General features: G+C 57.1%; 16 protein-coding genes and 6 pseudogenes. 6 read left to right on the top strand and 16 right to left on the bottom strand.

Features of this window, described 5'->3' with window-relative positions; all coding sequences use genetic code 11:
• Nucleotides 1–387: 387 nt before the first annotated feature.
• A complete protein-coding gene (locus tag KPG66_RS12970; RefSeq protein ID WP_013428626.1) occupies nt 388–762 on the bottom strand; it encodes a hypothetical protein in 375 nt (124 codons plus the stop codon).
• A 94-nt stretch (nt 763–856) separates the two neighbouring features.
• Nucleotides 857–2248: an NTP/NDP exchange transporter gene (locus KPG66_RS12965; protein WP_157864534.1), complete on the bottom strand. Its 1392-nt coding sequence runs from the start codon at nt 2246–2248 to the stop codon at nt 857–859.
• Between the two features lie 279 nt (nt 2249–2527).
• Between KPG66_RS12965 and KPG66_RS18055 the strand changes: the two are divergent.
• A pseudogene (locus KPG66_RS18055) lies at nt 2528–2630 on the top strand (IS110 family transposase); the annotation flags it as partial.
• 90 nt (nt 2631–2720) lie between these two features.
• Nucleotides 2721–2958 (top strand): annotated as a pseudogene (locus KPG66_RS12955) (ISNCY family transposase); the annotation flags it as partial.
• A 162-nt stretch (nt 2959–3120) separates the two neighbouring features.
• Here the strand turns inward: KPG66_RS12955 and KPG66_RS12950 are convergent.
• From KPG66_RS12950 to KPG66_RS12910, 9 genes and pseudogenes are all read right to left on the bottom strand, one after another.
• Nucleotides 3121–3525 carry a type II toxin-antitoxin system VapC family toxin gene (locus KPG66_RS12950; protein ID WP_041755002.1) on the bottom strand — a complete coding sequence of 135 codons (405 nt, stop codon included), beginning with the start codon at nt 3523–3525 and terminating at the stop codon, nt 3121–3123.
• Between the two features lie 7 nt (nt 3526–3532).
• On the bottom strand, nt 3533–3787 hold the full coding sequence (locus KPG66_RS12945) for a type II toxin-antitoxin system Phd/YefM family antitoxin (protein WP_083813541.1): 255 nt from the start codon (nt 3785–3787) through the stop codon (nt 3533–3535).
• Between the two features lie 208 nt (nt 3788–3995).
• A pseudogene (locus KPG66_RS12940) lies at nt 3996–4499 on the bottom strand (IS5/IS1182 family transposase); the annotation flags it as partial.
• Nucleotides 4500–4608: 109 nt separating this feature from the next.
• On the bottom strand, nt 4609–6081 hold the full coding sequence (ltrA, locus tag KPG66_RS12935) for a group II intron reverse transcriptase/maturase (protein ID WP_013428635.1): 1473 nt from the start codon (nt 6079–6081) through the stop codon (nt 4609–4611).
• 609 nt (nt 6082–6690) lie between these two features.
• Nucleotides 6691–7258: pseudogene (locus KPG66_RS12930) on the bottom strand (IS5/IS1182 family transposase); the annotation flags it as partial.
• A 37-nt stretch (nt 7259–7295) separates the two neighbouring features.
• Entirely contained in the window at nt 7296–8810 is a 1515-nt protein-coding gene (gene ltrA, locus KPG66_RS12925) for a group II intron reverse transcriptase/maturase (protein WP_013428637.1), read from the bottom strand.
• Between the two features lie 58 nt (nt 8811–8868).
• On the bottom strand, nt 8869–9141 hold the full coding sequence (locus KPG66_RS12920) for a hypothetical protein (RefSeq protein WP_232509402.1): 273 nt from the start codon (nt 9139–9141) through the stop codon (nt 8869–8871).
• A 30-nt stretch (nt 9142–9171) separates the two neighbouring features.
• Nucleotides 9172–9435: pseudogene (locus KPG66_RS12915) on the bottom strand (transposase); the annotation flags it as partial.
• A gap of 444 nt (nt 9436–9879) precedes the next feature.
• Complete coding sequence (locus tag KPG66_RS12910) at nt 9880–11034, bottom strand: IS110 family transposase (RefSeq protein WP_237071103.1); 1155 nt, start codon at nt 11032–11034, stop codon at nt 9880–9882.
• A gap of 369 nt (nt 11035–11403) precedes the next feature.
• On the opposite strand from KPG66_RS12910, the gene KPG66_RS12905 reads away from it, so the two are divergent.
• Nucleotides 11404–12756: a hypothetical protein gene (locus KPG66_RS12905; RefSeq protein ID WP_237071102.1), complete on the top strand. Its 1353-nt coding sequence runs from the start codon at nt 11404–11406 to the stop codon at nt 12754–12756.
• Between the two features lie 99 nt (nt 12757–12855).
• On the opposite strand, the gene KPG66_RS17595 is transcribed toward KPG66_RS12905, so the two are convergent.
• From KPG66_RS17595 to KPG66_RS17770, 4 genes and pseudogenes are all read right to left on the bottom strand, one after another.
• Nucleotides 12856–12984 (bottom strand): hypothetical protein, encoded by a 129-nt coding sequence (locus KPG66_RS17595; RefSeq protein WP_255743530.1) that lies wholly within the window; start codon nt 12982–12984, stop codon nt 12856–12858.
• A 363-nt stretch (nt 12985–13347) separates the two neighbouring features.
• The gene (locus tag KPG66_RS12900; protein ID WP_237071101.1) at nt 13348–14598 is read right to left on the bottom strand and encodes a phosphodiester glycosidase family protein; all 1251 of its coding nucleotides are present in this window, start codon (nt 14596–14598) and stop codon (nt 13348–13350) included.
• 369 nt (nt 14599–14967) lie between these two features.
• Nucleotides 14968–15069 (bottom strand): AAC(3) family N-acetyltransferase, encoded by a 102-nt coding sequence (locus KPG66_RS18050; protein WP_232509404.1) that lies wholly within the window; start codon nt 15067–15069, stop codon nt 14968–14970.
• A gap of 305 nt (nt 15070–15374) precedes the next feature.
• Nucleotides 15375–15458: pseudogene (locus KPG66_RS17770) on the bottom strand (type II toxin-antitoxin system ChpB family toxin); the annotation flags it as partial.
• 91 nt (nt 15459–15549) lie between these two features.
• Here KPG66_RS17770 and KPG66_RS12895 point away from each other — a divergent pair.
• Genes KPG66_RS12895 through KPG66_RS12885 form a run of 3 tightly spaced genes read left to right on the top strand, consistent with a single transcriptional unit; the run spans nt 15550 to nt 18145 of the window.
• A complete protein-coding gene (locus KPG66_RS12895) occupies nt 15550–16986 on the top strand; it encodes a cytochrome ubiquinol oxidase subunit I (RefSeq protein WP_237071100.1) in 1437 nt (478 codons plus the stop codon).
• 5 nt (nt 16987–16991) lie between these two features.
• Nucleotides 16992–17999: a cytochrome d ubiquinol oxidase subunit II gene (cydB, locus tag KPG66_RS12890; protein WP_237071099.1), complete on the top strand. Its 1008-nt coding sequence runs from the start codon at nt 16992–16994 to the stop codon at nt 17997–17999.
• Nucleotides 17999–18145 (top strand): DUF2474 family protein, encoded by a 147-nt coding sequence (locus KPG66_RS12885; protein WP_083813542.1) that lies wholly within the window; start codon nt 17999–18001, stop codon nt 18143–18145. The genes cydB and KPG66_RS12885 overlap by 1 nt, the downstream gene beginning before the upstream one ends.
• Nucleotides 18146–18447: 302 nt before the next feature.
• On the opposite strand, the gene KPG66_RS12880 is transcribed toward KPG66_RS12885, so the two are convergent.
• Nucleotides 18448–18981 (bottom strand): ferritin-like domain-containing protein, encoded by a 534-nt coding sequence (locus KPG66_RS12880; protein WP_232509405.1) that lies wholly within the window; start codon nt 18979–18981, stop codon nt 18448–18450.
• Between the last annotated feature and the right edge of the window lie 148 nt (nt 18982–19129).

Below are 19129 nucleotides of genomic sequence, written 5' to 3'. Positions count from 1 at the left end.
AAAGCGCTTCTTCATGTTCGTCTTCTTCTCCGAAAACGAACTTTACTAAACTCCGGCCGGCACTGTTTGCCGGGGGCAGGTCAGGGCTGGCCATTTCATTATGTCCGCTTTTGGCTAAGTTCAAATGTCCGCTTTTCGGTTCATCGTAAGCTAACCGGCGGCTGGAAACCCAGTGCCGGAGGCTTTGATGGCAACGACAGAGCGGATAACCATGACGATGCGTGAGCTAGACTAATTTAGGGTTATTCAGGATGTGGTGGACGGCAAACTCAAGCCGTGGCGCGCGGCGCAACGACTCGAGTTAGCGAGCCGACAAATCCGTCGTCTGGTCGAACGACTACGCGAACACGGACCGCAAGGTACAGGTCGTACATTCTAGTACTCGCATCACCAGCCGATTTCGACTACATTGGCCAATAACATAAAACTGTCGGCTAGATCGCGAATTTGCACCGGTGTCATGCCTACTCTAGGCAACCGCGGTAGAACCCGGACCATCTCATCTAAGATGTCGTACGCCAGTGCCACCTCCAACCCGCCTTCGCCAAGCCGCAACGACGCGCCCAGGCACGCTGCTCGGGTAAGCCAAGCCCGCCGCCGGACCCCGCTTACTTCCCCTTCTGGCAGGACCTGCGCGAGCGCACGCGAATAAGAATCGACCATCCGGACTTGCCCGAGGCGCTGACGACCGAACGCGAGGCCCATGCGGCGACTGGCGCCCGCACGCAGGAAACCTGCCGGCATCTGGAGGAAGGGGGCCATCACCTCGCGCAGGTCAAGGCCGAACTGCCAGTTGGTAACGCCAGCCCCAGAATTATAGTAACTTTAAAGCCAACCCGGCAAGACTGGGTAAATGTCATGATGAGGAATCAGGATCGGATTGTGCCGCTGCCAGTCTTGCATATTGACGCCCTAACCGGACTCCATTAAGCAGCCAAAATATGGATAATGGTACCATCGCAAAAGAAATTGCGCTGATAGATAAGCCCAGCATCCCCATGCCGGCATAGGTCCAAGCGCCCAATTGGTCGCCTGAGCGATAAGCTACTGTATCGATAAAACTCTTGATTTTATATCTTATTTTTTCGTCTATGGCTGCAAATAGCGTTTCCTGAACGGGTTTGGTAATTGAAAAATTGACGATTCGAGAAATTACTCTAAATGCAATGAGGATTTCGACTGTCTGCTTCCATGCAAGCATGCTAAAACCTATGGCGCTTGTTACTGGGGCCATCGCAAGAGCAATTGGAACCCCAAGAGAACGAATTACGCGACTAGTTAAGAATAATTGGATTACGATTGTGACAGCGTTGACAGCGAGATCGATTAATGAAAATAGTCTAATGCGTTCTTTATTATCAATATCTAGGCCTTGTATCAGTATAGCTTGATGAAAATACAATGCTGTTGACGTTAGCGACAAGAGAACAACATAGACGCACAGGCTCGCGACGTGGGAAGCTCGTAGAGCTGGAGTAATATGAAATAATTTTGCAAGGCCGTTTAAATTTATATTACCTTTTTGTTGGACTCCGCTCGTCATGCTGCCGGCGTGCGTCCTTTTACCCTGATAAGCTATCCTCCTATGCTTCTTATCTAGTTCCGTTGACGTTGATGTAAGCTGCAACGTACTGCGAGCCGCTAATTCGAGCAAAATTGCTGCAATTGCCAGTGTCCACCCTAGACCAAGCAGACCTGACAGGGCAGTACTCATACCTGAACCTGCCAGCGCACCCAAATTCGCGCCGGCTGACACTATCCCAAAAAGTCGCTCGCCTTGCTCTTTGCTGAACTTGTCGATGGTCATCATCCAATACATGGTCATCGAAAAAACGCTATAGGCAGAAACCCAAACAAAAAACACATCTCCTATCCAAAACGCTTGTTCTGGCGCATTGGATCGCATTAATATCGCAAACATTATAAGGATCGCGATGCAAACTCGATAACTGATCGAAACTGCACGTCGCAAAGAAATTCGGTTTAATAATTTTGAAAATAAAAATGAAATAAGCAACATACACAACAATGTTGCACTGAATAACCACGTCAGTTTTTGCACGCCGCTCACGGCACCCATCGTGTCACGGATAGGCCGGATTAGATAATATGCTAACGATAACCAGAAAAGACCTAGCGCACTCCAAAGCAACGGTCGGCCTTCACCGGGACGCAGCTTGAACTGCATGCCCCATTGCTTACGGCTGGCGTTTATCATGCTCATTAATTTAAAATAATTACGTCGCACTGCTGTCCTTGTCAACTCTGCGCTAACTTAACGCCTTGTAGCTGCGGCACAGCATTCATCATGGCGGCTAGTTCGCCATTTGCATCGCGTAGCAGCCGTTTCTATAAACAATTTGGCGTGCGGCGATATGGGCAGTTTGAACAGCATAGCTGACACTATTCGTGCGTAATCAAAACCTTTATTATTTCTGCGCGATGGCGGCGTCTCGGCGGCCAGTGCCGTCGCTTCGCCCTGCGGCGACAAGCCATGCGCTTTATTGCCGTCAAATCGGCGGACTAACAGGCGATGTTGGCGCTACATCAAATGCGTCAGCAACTGGTCCGGATGCGCGTCATGCAAGTCAATCAATTGAGAGGATTGCTCTATGAATTTGGCGTCGTTTTGCCACAAGGGCGACGCCTATCAATCCAGGCCGCTCAAGCGGCGATCGCAATGCTGGCCGATCAGTTTCCGGCAATGCTAATCGATAGCCTTCGGGAATTTCGAGGCGACACGGACGTATATCGAGCGCTACGGTAAGCCGAGTGCGTTCTACAGCGACAAAGCAAGCGTCTTCCGCAACGTTACGCTGGGTAAAACAGGCAGTCGTGACGCCGTTTGGCCGCGCGATGTACGAGCCTAACATCGATACGTTCTGCGCGAACAGCAGTTCGGCCAAGAGGCGTGTCGAGCGCGCGCATTTGACCTTGAAGGACCGGTTGGCCAGAAAAGCGCTGATCGTGTCGGATGTCGCTACGTTCAAAGGGAGGCGACGTGCAGCATGCTCGAGCACGCGCTGGAACTATATTTTAGGCGTATTCTGCGCCACGTGCTTGAAGCCCAGCATTTCCACGGCCTTTCTGGAAATTCGATAAATCAAGATGTAGGTAGACTCATTTCCCGAATGGGTTGAACACCGGTACGTCAAAGCGTTCAAAGTCGCGAACGTTTCTCGTGGCGACGATAAGCTTGTGCATCAGCGCGCTAGCCGCGATCATGGCGTCTTCATAGACTGTGTTCGACTGACGATGCATCAGCTTCGACCAGAGCCGGAAGGTCGCAGCATCCATGGGCAAGACATTGTAGGTCGCGCTGACTTGATCGGCCCACGCTTCTATCGTCGATGCCTTGTCGGCGTCTTGCTCGCGCGTGATTTCGATGCCTGCTTGGATTTCACCGAGTGTCACGGCGGACAGATAAAGCTCGTGGTCGGGAACGCTTTCGAGCCATGACACGACTGCCCCATGCGGGCGAAGCTTGCGAAGCTCAGAAACAATATTCGTATCTAAAAGAAACACGGTGGTTTTATAGAGCAAGAGCGGTGCGACGCTGCGCCCGTCCACGTTGTGGCAAATCAAGGTCACCACGACTGAAATTGGACAGCAGCAAGGCTTTCAGCGAGGGGCGTGCGGCGGCGTTGAGCCGTTTCCACTCCGTGATAGGCACCAGCACGGCTGTTTCTGCGCCGCGACGGGTCACCAGCTGTGGCCCCTCACTGACACAGGCGTCAAGTAGCTCGCTGAAACGGGCTTTCGCGTCTTGTACAGGCCAAGCATGCATGGCGGATCCATAATGACTAGACATATAACTAGTTTATATGTGTCATCACCGCAATGCAAGGGTTCATCAATTGACGCTGATTCACAACCGCACTTCTTCCCGGTCGATGTTGTACACGCTGATCGTGTCGGGCGCCGCCGCGCTCAAGGGCAGGCGACACGCCTAAAGGTAGTCCATTCTGAACAATTAACTTTGCTCTGCGGTAAGTTCATGCTGCCGACACCATGTAAGCCTGGCGATTGAGCAGAACAACCCGGATCAGAGTGTAAAAAAGCCGCAGCTTCCTGAGAATCATCCGCAGGTTGTGGCCGGCGCCGCACAGCACTGCATGGATGGCATCGCCTAGTGCCCCTTTAAGCCAGTTGCGATCGAGCTTGCCGTCTGCTTTCATATGGCCAATGACCGGCTCGATTGCACTGCGCCGCCGGATCATTGCCCGCAAGCCGCGTGTGATGCCACGACGCAAGCCCGGGTGATAGACTTTCACGCCGTCGATCGCTACGCCTTTGTAGCCGCGGTCCACAATAGCAATCTGCGGTTGCACCTCGCTCAGGATCGCCGCTTGTTCCAACGCTTGGGCCAGCGTGTGCCCATCGTAGGGATTGCCTGGCATCGAACGAGCGCCGACTACCCAACCCTCCTTGTGCGTGGTCGTGATCGACACCTTCACGTCAAATTCGTACGGCTTGCGTGGTTTGCCGTCGGGTAAGCACGCGCCGTTGCCGGCGCGCGCTCCCCTAAGAACCGTGCATGCGAGTTTCCCAGCACACGGCTCAAGCCGTCCTGCAGCCCGTGATCGGACCGGGCGATTCACAACGTTGTCAGCAGCCATTTGCGCGGCGTTGGAAGTAAGGCATCCATGCTGGGTCGAACGGGTTGGCATCGCTGCGAACCTTTGTGTGGCGTGTAATGGTGACTCCGGTCAACCGAAATAGCGTTGGCCGGAAGGCCAGATCCAGTGGCTGCACATGACATGCAAAGATCCAGTCCCTTAGGCCGCGACGTTCGAAGTAACGCCTTTTGATCCAAAGAGCGTTCTTGCGTGGATGTCGGCGTTTGGCCCACCTCCACAGCTTCGTCCACACGAGATGATCGATCCGGGCAAAGGTCGCCGCCGCCACGACATGCCTGTGATACATCGCCCAACCCCGAAGAATCGGGTTCAGTTGCATGATCACCTGCGACTGGGTGGCAGCCTTATTCTTTCCCAGCACTTCGCTAACCTTGTTCAACAGCGCTTGCACGCTTTTGCGTGCAGGCTTGATCAGCAGCTTGTCCCCGTATTTGCGCACGTTTTGCCCGAGCAAGTCGAACCCTCGTGCAATATGCGTGACCAGCGTTTTCTCAGAAGCGAGTTGCAAGCCCCGAGCCGAGAGAAATGCTTCGATGGCAGGCTTGACCTGCTTTTCGAGCAACTCCCGGCTCGCGCCGGTCGCGATGAAGTCGTCCGCATAGCGCACGACGTGTGCCTTGGCTGGTTGACGAGCGGTCTTGCTCGGCCCAAGGACTGAGCGCACCGCCTCTTCCAGCCCGTCCAGTGCCATGTTAGCCAGCACCGGCGACGCGATTGCGCCTTGCGGCGTTCCTGCATCAGTGGGGAACAGCACACCTTTGTCCACGAATCCTGCTTGCAGCCACTTGCGCAGAACAGCCTTATTCATCGGGATATTCGCCAGCAGCCAGTCGTGACTGAAGTTGTCGAAACATCCACGGATGTCGCCCTCCAGCACCCACTGGGCAGAGTTGCGCTTGGCGAGTGCTTTAAAACATTGCTCCACGGCGTCAGCCGTCGAGCGTTTCGGCCGGAAGCCGTAGGAGTTTGGATCAGCTGTCGTTTCTGCGATGGGCAGCAATGCCGTGAGCCACAGTGCCTGCATCGCCCGATCGCGCATGGTCGGAATGCCGAGTGCGCGTTCCTTTCCATTACTCTTCGGGATATACACGCGCCGTAGCGGTAACGCTTGGTAGCCCCTGTGCGTCAGTGACTGTGCCGCTTTCAACTTGGACATCGGCGTCGCCCAGATCCTGCCGTCGACACCTGCCGTTCTCTTGCCTGCGTTCTGCGTCACTCGTTTCACGGCGAGAAGCTTGCCGTGAAACGAGTGGGTCAGCAGATGTTGCAAGGCCTGAACCTTGTTCCATCTACCGTCCCGTGTTGCCTTGGCAATACGCACTTGCAGCCGCGTGACCTTGGCGGTTACGTTGTCCCAGTTAATCTGGTTCCACGCTTGCCCATAGGCTGGAGGCGCACCAGTGCCCGCCACGGCTTTCACCGTCTGCGCTGGCTCCGTCATCTGCCTTCCTCCTTATCGCGGATTCTCAAGTTCTCTTGCCATGGACGACCTTGCGGAAGTGGGCTCGCTTTCACGCCGGGTGATATTGCAACCCGTATCCACTCGGTTACCGAGCGGCCTTCGCTTTTTCCGCGTTCCTCTACCCGCTGTGCCATCAGCCTTCCTTGCGGTTGGCCTGCCTTCGCCGGCGGCACGTCGGGCTTACCGTGTTCCACAAACATCACAACGAGTGGAGTAGGTCCTGCCTGTACACCGGTGGTCTTCCTGTCCGTGTGCTCCGTAGCAAAAGGAGGAGCAGCCGACCACTTACCGTTTTGGTTCAAGCCTGTCAGCATCTTTGGCTTGTCGTGCCTAACGATGCCTGCGGCAGTTCACATCTGTTGACCATGCCACTCAGCCTGGGATCCCATCCGCATTGATGCTCGCAGATGACGTCTCTTCCTCGCGGAAGGCGACGCGGCCAGAAGGCCCGACACGTTGTCCCCGTGGCTTCACACGTCGCTGTTGCCGGCAACGCATGCACAGGTAGGCTACGGCCGACGGAACGGCCGGTCTCGTCACCAACCTTGTGGGCGGGCGAGACAATGATGTTTGCGACTTCACGTCGCACTTTGGCCAAACACTCGACTTGCGGCGCATGCAGCGCATACAACTTGTTTTTGTCCTTCTGCTTCTGCGTGAGAATCCGCTTCGTGCAGCTGATCAGCTCGTCCAACGCTGAGCGACTTTGCTGAGCAACACCATTGAGTTGCCGCTCCAGATCGCGCATCACGCGCCCCACTCGAGAACGCAAACTGCGCAGCGCTTTGTTCATCCGCTTGTACTGCTTCGCATGCGCATAGCGGCCTACCTGACTTGCCAGGCGCGGGGCCTCGCGATTGGTGTTTTGCTGCAGCTTCAGCCTGTGCCGGGCGGCAGCTTTCACCAGATGTTCCCGGCAACGCTCGAGCAGACGCGAGTCGGTGGGATGCGCAATCGCCTTTTCCATCACCGTCGTATCGACGATCACCCGCTTCAGGCTCGAAGTCTTGATGACGTTTGCCCGCTTAGCCGCTTCGATTGTCTCGGCCAACAGTTCTTCAACGCCGGCTTCGCCTAGCCGCTTGCGCCAGCGCGTCAGGCTCGACGCATCGATCGGCGGCTTGGTCTGCAAGTACGTCTCACCCGTAAAAACTTGATTGCGGTAGGAATACCCGTTACCCGATACCCCCCGCTTAGATCCGAACGTGCCCAATTCTGGCATTCGGCTCCCACCTCGGGTGATTGACGGCAAATCGGCGATCTGGCCAGGCATGAAGAATCTGCGGTTGAGGTAACCACGCGTCTGCCAGACGCTCAATACGCTGCCACGTCATCGTGTCCTTCTGACTGCGCCGCCGGAGCGTGCGCCGCCAGATGTTCATCATGCCGTGCCTGAACGCACGCAACGCCCGGATATTGGTCGGAACGGCATGGTATGCAAAGTAGCCCCGAACGATCTGCGCCAGCCAGCGCCCTTGTGAGGCGATCGGCTCATGCATTCGCAGGCGCATTTGCTCCTTGACCTGCTTAAGCTTGGCGCGCAGCCGGTCCTTACGGCTCTTGCGCTTGAGCTGGAAGCTGCCGTTGCGTGACGTCCCACTGATATGAGTGAAACCCAGATAAGCAAACGTCTGCGGCTTGCCCATGCCCTTACGCCTTCGCCGCTCGGCGGCATACCGACCAAATTCCAGCACACGGGTCTTCTCCGGATGCAGCGTGAGGTCGAACTCCTCCATGCGTTGCCGCAGCTCCTTCATCAGCCGCAGCGCATCTGCTTCGTGCTGGCAGCCCACCACCGTATCGTCCGCATATCGCGACACCACCACCGTGCCACGGGCTCGCTGACGCCGCCACCGTTCTATCCACAAATCAAAGACATAGTGCAGATAGATATTGGCAAGTAATGGGCAGATCACCGAACCCTGGGGCGTACCGGCCTGTACCGACATCAACCGGCCATTGTCCAGCACCCCAGCATCGAGCCATTTGCCGATCAGGCGAATGACTCTCGGGTCCGCCACCCGGTGCTTCACGAAACGGATCAACCATTGCCTGTTGACGGTGTCGAAAAAGCTTCGAATGTCGGCATCCAGAATCCAGTTCACCGGTCGCCACTGAATCGCTGCAGCCAATGCATCGAGTGCATCATGCTGGTTACGACCCGGACGAAATCCATACGAGAAGCCGAGGAAGTCTTCCTCGTAAATGGCGTTTAGAACCTCAACCATTACGCTCTGCACAAGCTTGTCTTCCAGCGCGGCGACACCCAAGGGCCTGAGACCAGCGTCTGCCTTGGGTATATAACGTCGCAGCACTGGCAGGGCACGGTAGCTCCCTGTATGAACCCGCCTGTGCAGGTCCCGGAGATTGCTCCCCAGTCCCACTTCATAGCTTTGCCACGTCACACCATCGACTCCCGGTGTCGCCTTACGTTTGAGCGCATACAATGCAGCGCTCAGCCGCTCGACGGTGACGTGGTGCAGCAACGTCGTGAAACGCATCTTCTTATGCTGTCTCGCCAACTGCCGTACGCGATCCAGTCCCTGTGACACGCTTGCCCGGTTCTGTGCCCGGCACGTGTGATTCTGGTTCGCGTTCCCCTCGGTCCCCGCCCTTGGCTCCACCCACTGCGCAGCCGGTTTCCCGACCTTGTTCGCAGGTTTCTTCGCTACTACGGCGGAGTCTGACTTCTCACGTCCGTGCATCATCGGCTTCGGCTCCTCGCCTTCCCGACGCGGGCCTGGCCAATACCGCTACAAAGCCAGGTCAGACGTGAGATCTCCCGCCTCCCGTGCAAGGCGCTTGCGTGTATGCCAGTTCTACGACCACGCCGGATCGGCAGGCACTCGCGATGTCGCGCCCGCTCATATTGCCTTCCACGTACTGGAGCGCGTCGGCATCCGGGATATCAGCCATTTCGTGGCTCCATGGCTGGCCTGCACGCTCCCCTGCCGACGCTTCGCTGACCTCCTCACGGATGCCCGCGCACGGCTCGGGGGCGATGTGGCTCGCTATGCCTTCATCGTAGTGGACTCTCACCACCTACACCTTGCCGGTCTCCCGGCGCACCCAATACGGGTTCTCGAGCCATTGCCAGAGCACATCCTCGTCCGACAGGTCGAAGGCGTGCTGCAAATACAGCAACCCCGCGATCAAACGCGGCGACGTTGCCGGCCGGCCGCGCTGCGACACGAAGCTCGCGCTCATCGCTGTGTTCAATCGGTCCCAGTCAATTAGATCAGCCAGACGAACCAACGGATGCTTCAAGTTGATCTGCTCGCGCAGCGGTTGGCGAAACAAATCTCCCTCTGGCACCGGCGTCTTCGGACCCATCCGAACCTCGTCGAAATTTGCAAGAATCTCGCATTAATATGTCTGCCTCTTGCAAATCCCACAACACCATTCTGGCCTCAGAGCCTTACTGCACCAGCGTCTGCGGTTTATTCAGGGCCGACTTCTATGAGTAGAAAGTTGTCAAGAATTTGTGCAAAGAAACAATCCATAAGCAGATACCTCAAATTTCAGCCAAGCAATATCAACGCTCGTTCGGGTGGGGTCGAGCCGATTATGCGCACGTGAGACATTCACCTCTCACCCACTTCTATCCGCCGGATTTGGCCGGCCTCATCCTGTATGCGCGCTAAGTCGGACATCCTGGTCCGATGGATATGCCCCATCTAATGATCGGTTACGTTCAGCAACCCGTCGGTCCTACGGGCATATCTCAGTTCAGCCCCTCCAATAGACGTTGACCCTACAGCTATGAGCCATGCCTACTCATGCCCCTTTCAACTGAGCGCTTTGTGGAATCACGCCGTCTTTTAGGTAGCGCCATAATGCAATCACTAGCCGCCTGGCAAACGCGACAATCGCAATGCGCCGCGCACGGCGATTGGCTTCGGTGCCCTGCGTGCGCTTGTTGAACCACTGCGCCAGCGCACTGCTAGGCTGATATCGCAACCAGCACCAGGCCATCTCGATGAGTTGGGTTCGCGCTCGCCTATTTCCCTGCTTGCTGATCCCCTGATCAATCCGGCTCTGTCCGCTATCGTAGGGCTGCGGGACCAGGCCTACGCAGGCGCCCAGTTGCCGCCGGTTATCAAACTCGCGCCAGAACAACTCAAGCACCAGGCGCGATGCCCCGATATGGCCTACACCTTTGAGGTGCCTAAGATAAGCGATGCGTTTGCGTACAGGTGCCGGTAGGCGTTCTTGCAGTGTGCGCTCAAGTGCCGCGAGTTGTTCTTCGGCAAGCGCCAGGCGGGCCGTCTCGCGTAACAGTCGTTCATGCAGCTCGCTGGGCAGCGGCGTGCCATCATGACAAACCAGTTTGCCGCTAGCTAGCCGCTTGGCAAACGTCCTATGATCGAAACCGTCCCAGCAACCCATCGTGATCAACAACTTACGCATACGCTCGCGGTGCTGCAGCACCTCTTTGTGCAACTGGCCTCGATCACGAATCAACTGGCGCGACGCTTCATCTTGCAGCGAGGGCACTCGCACTACGCGCATGCGGTCGCGTTCGCCATGCAGCCATGCTCGCAAATTCGTGACCAGCTTGATCGCATCAAGCCGATCCGTCTTGGCGCGACGCCTGTGCCGCTCCACCGGAATACTGGCCGCATCGATCACGTAACACTCCATGCCACGCAAGCGCAGTGCTCTATAGATCCAAAATCCATCCTGTCCAGCCTCATAACTGACCACCACACGCACCTCTTGGGGCAGCGACCATTTCTGCTTGTATCGCTCAATCACCTCCAATAGGGCTTGCACTCGCATGGCCGCTTGCGCTCCCCTTACCGTGTGCACCGCTTGACTCTGTCTGCGTCCGTCGTGCAGCGCAATTTTCCATTGGGCCCCCGCCAGTTCGAGTGACGTCGCCAGTATTATGTTCTCGGTATCGACTCCGGCTAAGTGATCTGTACGCATGATAACCTCCGTTGCGTTCGCCTTGTTTCACTTAATCTTACAACTTAAGCTTTGCCTGTTCTCACGCTACATAGGATCTACTTGGCCATGCTGTCTTCTCCTCTACAACACGGCGACCTATCTTCTTGCCAACACAACCTTATATGCCTCGCTCCATTAAGATTGAGGCATTGACCGGTTGATACGCCTCTTTTTCAGCGCGCTTGCGTCACCTCCTACGATGTCGCGCAGCCTGTCCACCGGCTTATGCTACCCGCCAAAAAGCTCACGCTTACGACATATCGTTGCGCGTCTTTACCTACTTTTCGCTAGCCTGCTGTACAGCTTCGCTACGCGTGGTACCTTTTTTATTTATCGCTGAGCTTACCGATGGACTTTGATTTGAATGCCGCTTTAAACTATCCTGCCAGCTACGTCTGTGCAGGGCAGACTGGTCAACGACCTGCCGCGTCAACGCCGCCACGGCCGCGCTGCGACGACGCATTGACTTGCTCCTCGTCCACTCGACCGACAACGTATGATGACTTGCCGCCCGAGCTGATTGCCCGGATCGGTGACTATGTCCCCATTCAAGACGTGACATCGTTCGCCACAGTCGATCGCCGCACGTATCATGCGATGCAGGCCCGGCGCCTCGTCCACCGCTATTGGCAGCGGGCAAACCAGGCCGTCAGCTTGGCGTCAGTCAACCAGCTGCTGGACGAAATGGGCGGTGCGTTGAGCAATCCAGCGCAGCATATCGAACCCATTGATGCGCTGAGTCAGCGTCTGCGAGCGTTGCCGGAAGCCGAGCGAGTCGAGGCATTCAAGTGCGTGTTTGCAGCTGCAGAGCGTATCCCGCAGGACGGCGTGCGAATACAAAAAGCGCTGTTACGCACCTTTCTTGATTTTCCTCTGAGCCGGCGCGTTGAGTTATTCGACTTCGCTTACGCGATGGCGCAGCGGCGCGCGCCCGGACAAGACAACATCTGGGCGGAACTGGCTGACAGTTTGCAGTGCTTGTCACTGCGCTCATCTTTTGCCGAGCAGCGTTATCAGGCGCTCCTGGCCCGGCTTGCGTCGTTGAGGGTATCCGAACAAGCGGAGCTCATCCCGGCATTGTCCAGTTTGCTCCTTTACTTTAATAAGACAGACCCACGCGTGCCTGAGCGGTATGCGCTCTTACGCGGACACGCGTTACAACTGCCGCCCTCTCATCAAGGTGCATCGGTCGGCATGTTAGCGAGGGTCGTAGAGATTTTGCCGAAAGCGGAGCAGTTCGCACAGTACACGCAGATGCGTGATTGGGCGCTGTCGCTGCCTGACGAGCAGTGGGGGATTGCTTTGCGGTATTTGCCTGAAGGGCTTGAAGCGCTGTCGCGCGAACAACGCGCGCAGGAGCTGACGTTGCTTGAGGGTCATTTAGCGCGCGTGCCTATGTCACAGCGTGTTCCGGCGGCGTTTGGGCTGCTCAAATGCCTCCCTTTTTTAAACGATGTACAAGCAAAGCGAACCTGGCGGCAAAGTCTGAACCTACTGAATGGTGCGAGCGAAACCGCTTTATGGGATTTGCTGAGCCAACTTCGGGCCGATTGGGTGTTATCTGAGTTAAGCAACTTCGGATGGGAAATGGCAGTGGGTGAGATCACTCGCTTTATGGCGGCCACCCAGTTCTCCGAGCCGGCGCAGGCGCGATTCCAGGCCAATGTCAACTGGCTTAGAAGTGAGCCAGATAATATTTAGTGTGACTGAACCCAGTATGCTTCGTTAATCCCAACGCCGAAACAGATACCGTCGTGCCATCGGAGAGGTCGGGTAACGCAGCGGGGTTCGTCATTGACGTCATGCAGCCTGACACACCGCGAGGTGCTTGCCCACAAGGGGGGACGCGGTAATACACTGCAATGTCTTGCCAGAGATGTTCACAGACAGCATGCCGTACTCTTGTTTCAACTGGTGAAGCGTCGTCATCTTGAGGGCTTCAGCGGCGCGTTGCCCCAGTCAGTGAAGCACGAGATCCAGACCAGGATCATGCTGCACACCAGCATCTAGGCCGTCTACCATAAAGCCCAGCAGGATCTACCAGCGGACAGGCAAGCCCACTGGCAGGTGAGGCAGGTGAGTCGGGTGTACGCTCTCAAACAGGCCGGCCGCTTAATCATCGCCACCGCCGAAGACGGTCGGCATGCAGGGCATGCCGACCTTTCACGCCTTGACCAGCGCCCTTGCCTACACCCTCTCGAACACATCCGTACCACTCTGCCCTTCCCCAGAAAACACGCCATCGGCGGCATGTAACGACCTCGTAAAGTTGATCGATAAATCAAGGGGCATTTAATCAAGCGTGGGCTGAGCGGAAATGATATTGGCGACAGGTCGAGTTTCGCCGGGTTGTCCACTGCCGGCAAGTTTTTTTACAACACCATTCTCATCTTGAACACCGAGAAAAGTGGAACCACCGCCATCCAAATTAAACGAGGAAACACCAATCCCTTTATCGGCGTCTTTATATCTTCCCGTTGGATCAGCACCCATCTCCGTGATCTCTTGCCATCCTCCCTCTTCTGGCTGCCTCCCCTTTATTGGCACACCCAAATCCCGTTTGCCGTCTGTTGTTGTCAGCGTATGCATTACCAAGTCACCTGGCTTGTCGGACAATCGGTGCGTTCCGTCGGTTGGGTCAACGGACAATTCGGGGCGCACGCTCACCGCGGCCCGCTCGTTACGTTCATTGGCATGCGTTAGCGCGCCGGCAAATTTGTTTAATGGATTATCCTCCCCTTCTGCGTTGCGATATTGAAGCCGGCCATCGTTGTTTTCCAACCTCGCCCTCTGTCCATTCAATGCGAGCACTGGACCACTCGTGATGCCGACTTTACCGTCCTGCAGCAATTGACCATAGTCATTCTGCCAAGGTGGAGCGACGTCGACATGGTCGGATCGAGTTGCGGTCGGGCCCACCGGCCTGCCATAGTCACTCTTGGTTGCTTTTCCTTCACTACCACCTTGCATAATCTTGAGGCCGGACTTGTGCACAAAATACCCGCCATTGATGATGGCGGACCGCTTCGGCGCTTGCGCTGCAAGCGCCTGGGGCGGCTGCGGCGGTTCCCCTTCCTTCGTCCCGATCACCTTGCCAGACTTCGCCCCACCTTTCACAATAAGCATATTGTAGGTCGCAATACCATCGCCTACGCTATCGCTCTGTTTTTCTGATTGCGTTTTTGGAGGCGGGGTAAGCATATCTCGGATCTTCGCAAGCGGTGTCCCTGGCGGTCGCACGCCGCCAGGGCCGCCTTTGATCGTAACCTGGACGATTCCCGCACCGTGGCTTTGCACCTTGACGCTCTTCTCCCGCACCAAATATCCTCGGGCACGAGCGGCGAAACTGGAAAGTGCTTCGTCGGCGTCGGGATTGTTTTCAAGCTTATTTCGTATCGCATCGAATTCGTCTGTCTTGGATAAAGAGCGGGTCGGCTTAGGAGACACGCGCTCAGACGATGACGGTGCACGGGTCGGCGAAGTCTGCGTATTCGTGTTCTGCGCTTCAAATTCGGTCTGGTTAGACGTGATAGTCAGTCTCAATTTAAAATCTCCTGCCTGATTTCGTGGCAATTTGTCTGAAATCTGCTACTCAAGGTAAAACCGTTTGCGATGAGCAGCAGAAAGCCCGCACGTCATCTCGTTGCTATGTTGTCTCTTCCGAAGGAAAATGACGTGCTTCGGTTACGTTATAGGCGTGCTGTTGTGTCTGTAATAGCGCCAAACGAAGTCCAGACGTCAAAAGCGAAGCGCCTCTTAGCGGGTGAGCATTGGCTGAATAGAGGGACATATGACGGCTGACACCATGTCATGACGCGTCCAGCATCCCGGCGATGCGCGGGCCGTTGGCACCATCCGGCAACGCCGTGCCCTAACGCATGTAGAGCGGAATTGATGCTTGCGGGTCTCGACCTAGCTAGGTGGCACAGGTGGCACTTCCCATTGTGCAGGATCGGTCAAATGGGCGGTGTGTGTTGGTATGACCAGCGTCCCGTTAGGCCCGATGCAGTCCATCAGCGCTTAGATGACGGCCACGACTGCGCCTGCGACCCACCCAAGCGCGCTGAGGGACGAGTGCACGAGGATTGTGCTACCTGACGTCACGCGACCTTCCGCGAGTTGCCGGGCGAGACTCGATCGGATTCGCGGTGCAGAGTTTTTTTAGGATGAAATTATGTTCACCAAGCCTGTCAGCAGGGCTTCTGCATGCACTCTCTGCTCATGCCAAAGTCCAATGAGCAAATGCCAATTGCACATGGCAGTGGCTGTTACGCGAAGCTGCTCGCACAGTGGGCAAAGATCGAGATCCTTGTATTTCTTCACTCAATAATCGCCTGAAGCCGTGCCAAAGCGTCCTCTACCACTTCGACTGGTACGCTTTCAACCTTGCGCGCGCCGCGCGCCTATCACGCACCAGGGGCACGGGCACGGGGTCTGCTACGCAATGGCGCGTCGTCCAACTGCGGACGTCGTTGCCGCGATGGAGGAACCCGCATGTTAGGCTTGTCCGCGCTGGACTTGGCGCGTTTTCAGTTCGCTTTTACGATTGCTTTCCATATTCTTTTTCCCGCTATCACGATTGGCTTGGCGAGCTATCTGGCCGTGCTTGAGGGATGCTGGCTACGCACACGCAACGTCGTCTATCGCGACCTGTATCAATTTTGGATCAAAATTTTTGCCGTCAACTTCGGCATGGGTGTGGTATCGGGCATCGTCATAGCCTATCAGTTCGGCACTAACTGGGCGGGTTTTTCACGCTTTGCCGGCGGCGTGACCGGCCCGCTGCTTACCTACGAGGTACTGACCGCGTTCTTCCTCGAGGCGGGATTCCTTGGTGTCATGTTGTTCGGATGGAACAAGGTCGGACCGGGACTGCATTTCCTGTCAACCATCATGGTCGCCGTCGGGACGCTGATTTCAACGACATGGATTTTGGCCTCGAACAGCTGGATGCATACTCCGCAAGGCTATCAGATCATCGATGGGCGCGTCGTGCCAGTCCATTGGTTGCAGGTCATCTTCAATCCGTCGTTCCCGTACCGCCTCGTGCACATGAGTCTGGCCGCATTTTTGGCCACCGCGTTGTTCGTGGCCGCATCGGCCGCCTGGCACTTGCTGCGCGGGCACGACAATGCGGCGACCCGCAAGATGCTATCGATGGCAATGGGCATGATACTTGTCGTCGCGCCAATCCAGGCTGTGGTGGGCGACGCACACGGGCTCAACACGCTGGAACATCAGCCAGCCAAGCTGGCTGCCATCGAGGGCCACTGGGAGAACCGTGAAAACGAAGCCGTGCCGCTAATCGTCTTTGGCTGGCCCGACATGCAACGCGAGCAAACCCGTTATGCGCTCGAGATTCCGTACTTGGGCAGCCTGATCCTGACGCATAGCTGGAACAAGCAATTCCAGGGCTTGAAGGCGTTTCCCCCAGACGAGCGGCCGAATTCGACCGTGGTGTTCTGGACCTTTCGCGCGATGGTCGTCCTCGGACTATTGATGATTGCGCTGGGCGCATGGAGCCTGTTCTTGCGCCGCCGCGCACGCCTATACCACTGCCGGGCATTCCTGCGCTGCACGTTGGTGATGGGGCCGGCCGGACTGGCCGCCGTGCTCGCAGGCTGGCTGACCACGGAAATCGGCCGGCAGCCTTGGGTCGTGTATGGCCTACTGCGCACCACCGACGCGGTGACGCCGCATTCGGCGCCGGAAATACTGCTGTCGGTGGTGCTGTTCGTTGTGTCATATTTTTTTGTCTTCGGGGCAGGGTTGGCCTATATCCTGCGGTTAATCCGTCAGGGCCCCCAGCCGCGCCCCGATGCCGGGCCACCCACGGGCGGCCCGGGACAGCCACACACCCCGGCGCGCCCCTTGTCCGCCGCGCACGAAGATGAGCATCGATCGGCCACGACGAGCAAGATCGGGAGATAACGACGATGGGTTTTGACATTTCACTGGTCTGGGCCGTGATCATCTTTGCCGGCGTGATGATGTATGTCGTGACTGACGGCTTCGACCTAGGTATCGGCCTGCTCTTTCCCTTCGTCTCGAACCGTACGGAGCGTGACTTGATGATGAACAGCGTCGCGCCGGTCTGGGATGGCAATGAAACCTGGTTGGTACTCGGCGGCGCCGGGCTGCTGGCCGCGTTTCCACGAGCCTATGCGATTTTGCTGAGCGCATTGTATCTGCCGCTGATCTTTATGCTGCTCGGCCTGATCTTTCGCGGCGTGGCGTTCGAATTCCGTTTCAAGGCCAACGATCGCGAGCGCCCCATCTGGGACATCGCATTCATGGCCGGCTCGTTGCTCGCATCGTTCTTCCAGGGCGTAGCGCTGGGCGCGTATATCGACGGCGTGAAGGTCAATGGCGATGCATTCGCTGGCGGCGCCCTCGATTGGGTTAAGCCATTTGCGCTCTTTTGCGGGCTCGGCGTGGTTGTGATCTATGCGTTGCTGGGCGCGACATGGCTGATTATGAAAACCGAACATACGTTGCAACACACGATGATCGGCGTGGCGCGGCAGCTCACATGGCTCGTGCTCGCCGCGATCGCGATCGTCAGCATCTGGACGCCGATCGCCCATCCGCACATCGCACAGCGCTGGTTTACGCTGCCCAACCTGCTTTGGTTCTGCCCTGTCCCGTTGCTGGTGCTACTTTCTGTTTATGCTCTCCAACGCTCGCTGAGCCACGCGCCGCACGCTGGTCCATTCCTGTGCGCGCTGGCGCTCATGTTCCTGGGCTACACCGGGCTGGCAATCAGCATCTGGCCGAATATCGTGCCACCGTCGCTGTCGATCTGGGACGCGGCCGGCCCGTTGCAAAGTCAGGGCTTTACCCTACTCGGCACGCTGTTCATCATCCCGTTCATCCTCGGCTACACAACGTGGTCATACTATGTGTTCCGGGGCAAGGTACGCCCTGGCGAGCACTACCATTAATGCAAAAACCCCCTCGAAACCGCGTGCCGACCTGGGCCACGCGACTAGCTTGGCTGATCGCGCTGTGGACGGCTAGCGTCGCCGCGCTGGCCGTTGTCGCGGGTGTGTTGCGCCTCGCGATGCACGCAGCCGGGTTGTCCGCCTGAGTTGGACAACAGCCGCGCCGCTCGCAGCGCAGATCGCGGCGCCCGCTGAACGCAGCCATGCGCTCGACGCCATCATGAGCACGCTGCTATTTGAACGGCCTGCTTTTCGACATCCTACTCATTGAGTGCCTGCTTCTCGGCATCCTGCCAGCCCGCGCGGGTCGCGGATAGCACCGTCCACTATGCAAAGTTCACGGGCCGTGTTCGATGCCGCGATGCTGCGCTAGCCGCCGCGCTGGTTGGCGTGGTCCATTGGCGCGGCGGCCAGCGACGTGCGCAGGCCGCGTGAAGCGGCCGGCGCGTTAGGCGCGCTCCGCGAGCAAATCGGCCATATCGTCAGCGTGCTCTTCTTCGACCGCCAGGATTTCCTCGAAGATGCGGCGCGTGGTCGGGTCCTTGTCGCCAATGTACTTGACGATCTCTCGGTAGGTATCGATCGCGATGCGCTCCGCAACCAGGTTCTCTCGAATCATCTCGGTCAGCGTCTCGCCTTCCACATACTCGGAGTGCGAGCGGCTGGCCAGCCCGGCCGGCGCAAAATCGGGCGCCCCGCCCAACTGCACGATGCGCTGCGCCAGCTGATCCGCATGCTGCTGCTCCTCGGCCGCATGCTGCGCGAACTCGTCGGCCACCGCTTCCGAGTTGATCCCCTTTGCCATGAAATAGTGCCGCTTGTAGCGCAGCGTGCAGACTAACTCCGTGGCCAGCGCGTCATTGAGCAGCTTTAGAATCGTGTCGCGATCCGCGCTGTAGGTCGACGTCACGGGGCCCTCGTCCATATGCTGGCGAGCGCGCTCGCGGATTGTTTCTAAGTCGAGTCTAAAGGTGTCTGTCATTGCAACCTCCATGAGTGACCGTCATGTCCTCGTCACGTCGATCAGCCGACTGACGACAAACATGACAGCGAAAACGTAAAATAAAATTTCGCGCAGTTTGCGCGCCGCGCGTGGCCAAGCCAGTTAATTTCGATGCACGGACCATCAC

This window comes from Mycetohabitans sp. B2 (assembly GCF_021733735.1).
Lineage (GTDB): Bacteria > Pseudomonadota > Gammaproteobacteria > Burkholderiales > Burkholderiaceae > Mycetohabitans > Mycetohabitans rhizoxinica.
This window is presented reverse-complemented; position numbering and strand designations above follow the sequence as displayed.

What these genes read in the sequence shown, in the direction of transcription:
- KPG66_RS12970 (WP_013428626.1), bottom strand. Translation starts at nt 762, where the DNA reads ATGGCCCCCTTCCTCCAGATGCCGGCAGGTTTCCTGCGTGCGGGCGCC.
- KPG66_RS12945 (WP_083813541.1), bottom strand. Translation starts at nt 3,787, where the DNA reads ATGCATGCTTGGCCTGTACAAGACGCGAAAGCCCGTTTCAGCGAGCTA.
- ltrA (WP_013428635.1), bottom strand. Translation starts at nt 6,081, where the DNA reads ATGACGGAGCCAGCGCAGACGGTGAAAGCCGTGGCGGGCACTGGTGCG.
- ltrA (WP_013428637.1), bottom strand. Translation starts at nt 8,810, where the DNA reads ATGATGCACGGACGTGAGAAGTCAGACTCCGCCGTAGTAGCGAAGAAA.
- KPG66_RS12910 (WP_237071103.1), bottom strand. Translation starts at nt 11,034, where the DNA reads ATGCGTACAGATCACTTAGCCGGAGTCGATACCGAGAACATAATACTG.
- KPG66_RS12905 (WP_237071102.1), top strand. Translation starts at nt 11,404, where the DNA reads ATGGACTTTGATTTGAATGCCGCTTTAAACTATCCTGCCAGCTACGTC.
- KPG66_RS17595 (WP_255743530.1), bottom strand. Translation starts at nt 12,984, where the DNA reads ATGACGACGCTTCACCAGTTGAAACAAGAGTACGGCATGCTGTCTGTG.
- KPG66_RS18050 (WP_232509404.1), bottom strand. Translation starts at nt 15,069, where the DNA reads ATGGACTGCATCGGGCCTAACGGGACGCTGGTCATACCAACACACACC.
- KPG66_RS12895 (WP_237071100.1), top strand. Translation starts at nt 15,550, where the DNA reads ATGTTAGGCTTGTCCGCGCTGGACTTGGCGCGTTTTCAGTTCGCTTTT.
- cydB (WP_237071099.1), top strand. Translation starts at nt 16,992, where the DNA reads ATGGGTTTTGACATTTCACTGGTCTGGGCCGTGATCATCTTTGCCGGC.
- KPG66_RS12885 (WP_083813542.1), top strand. Translation starts at nt 17,999, where the DNA reads ATGCAAAAACCCCCTCGAAACCGCGTGCCGACCTGGGCCACGCGACTA.
- KPG66_RS12880 (WP_232509405.1), bottom strand. Translation starts at nt 18,981, where the DNA reads ATGACAGACACCTTTAGACTCGACTTAGAAACAATCCGCGAGCGCGCT.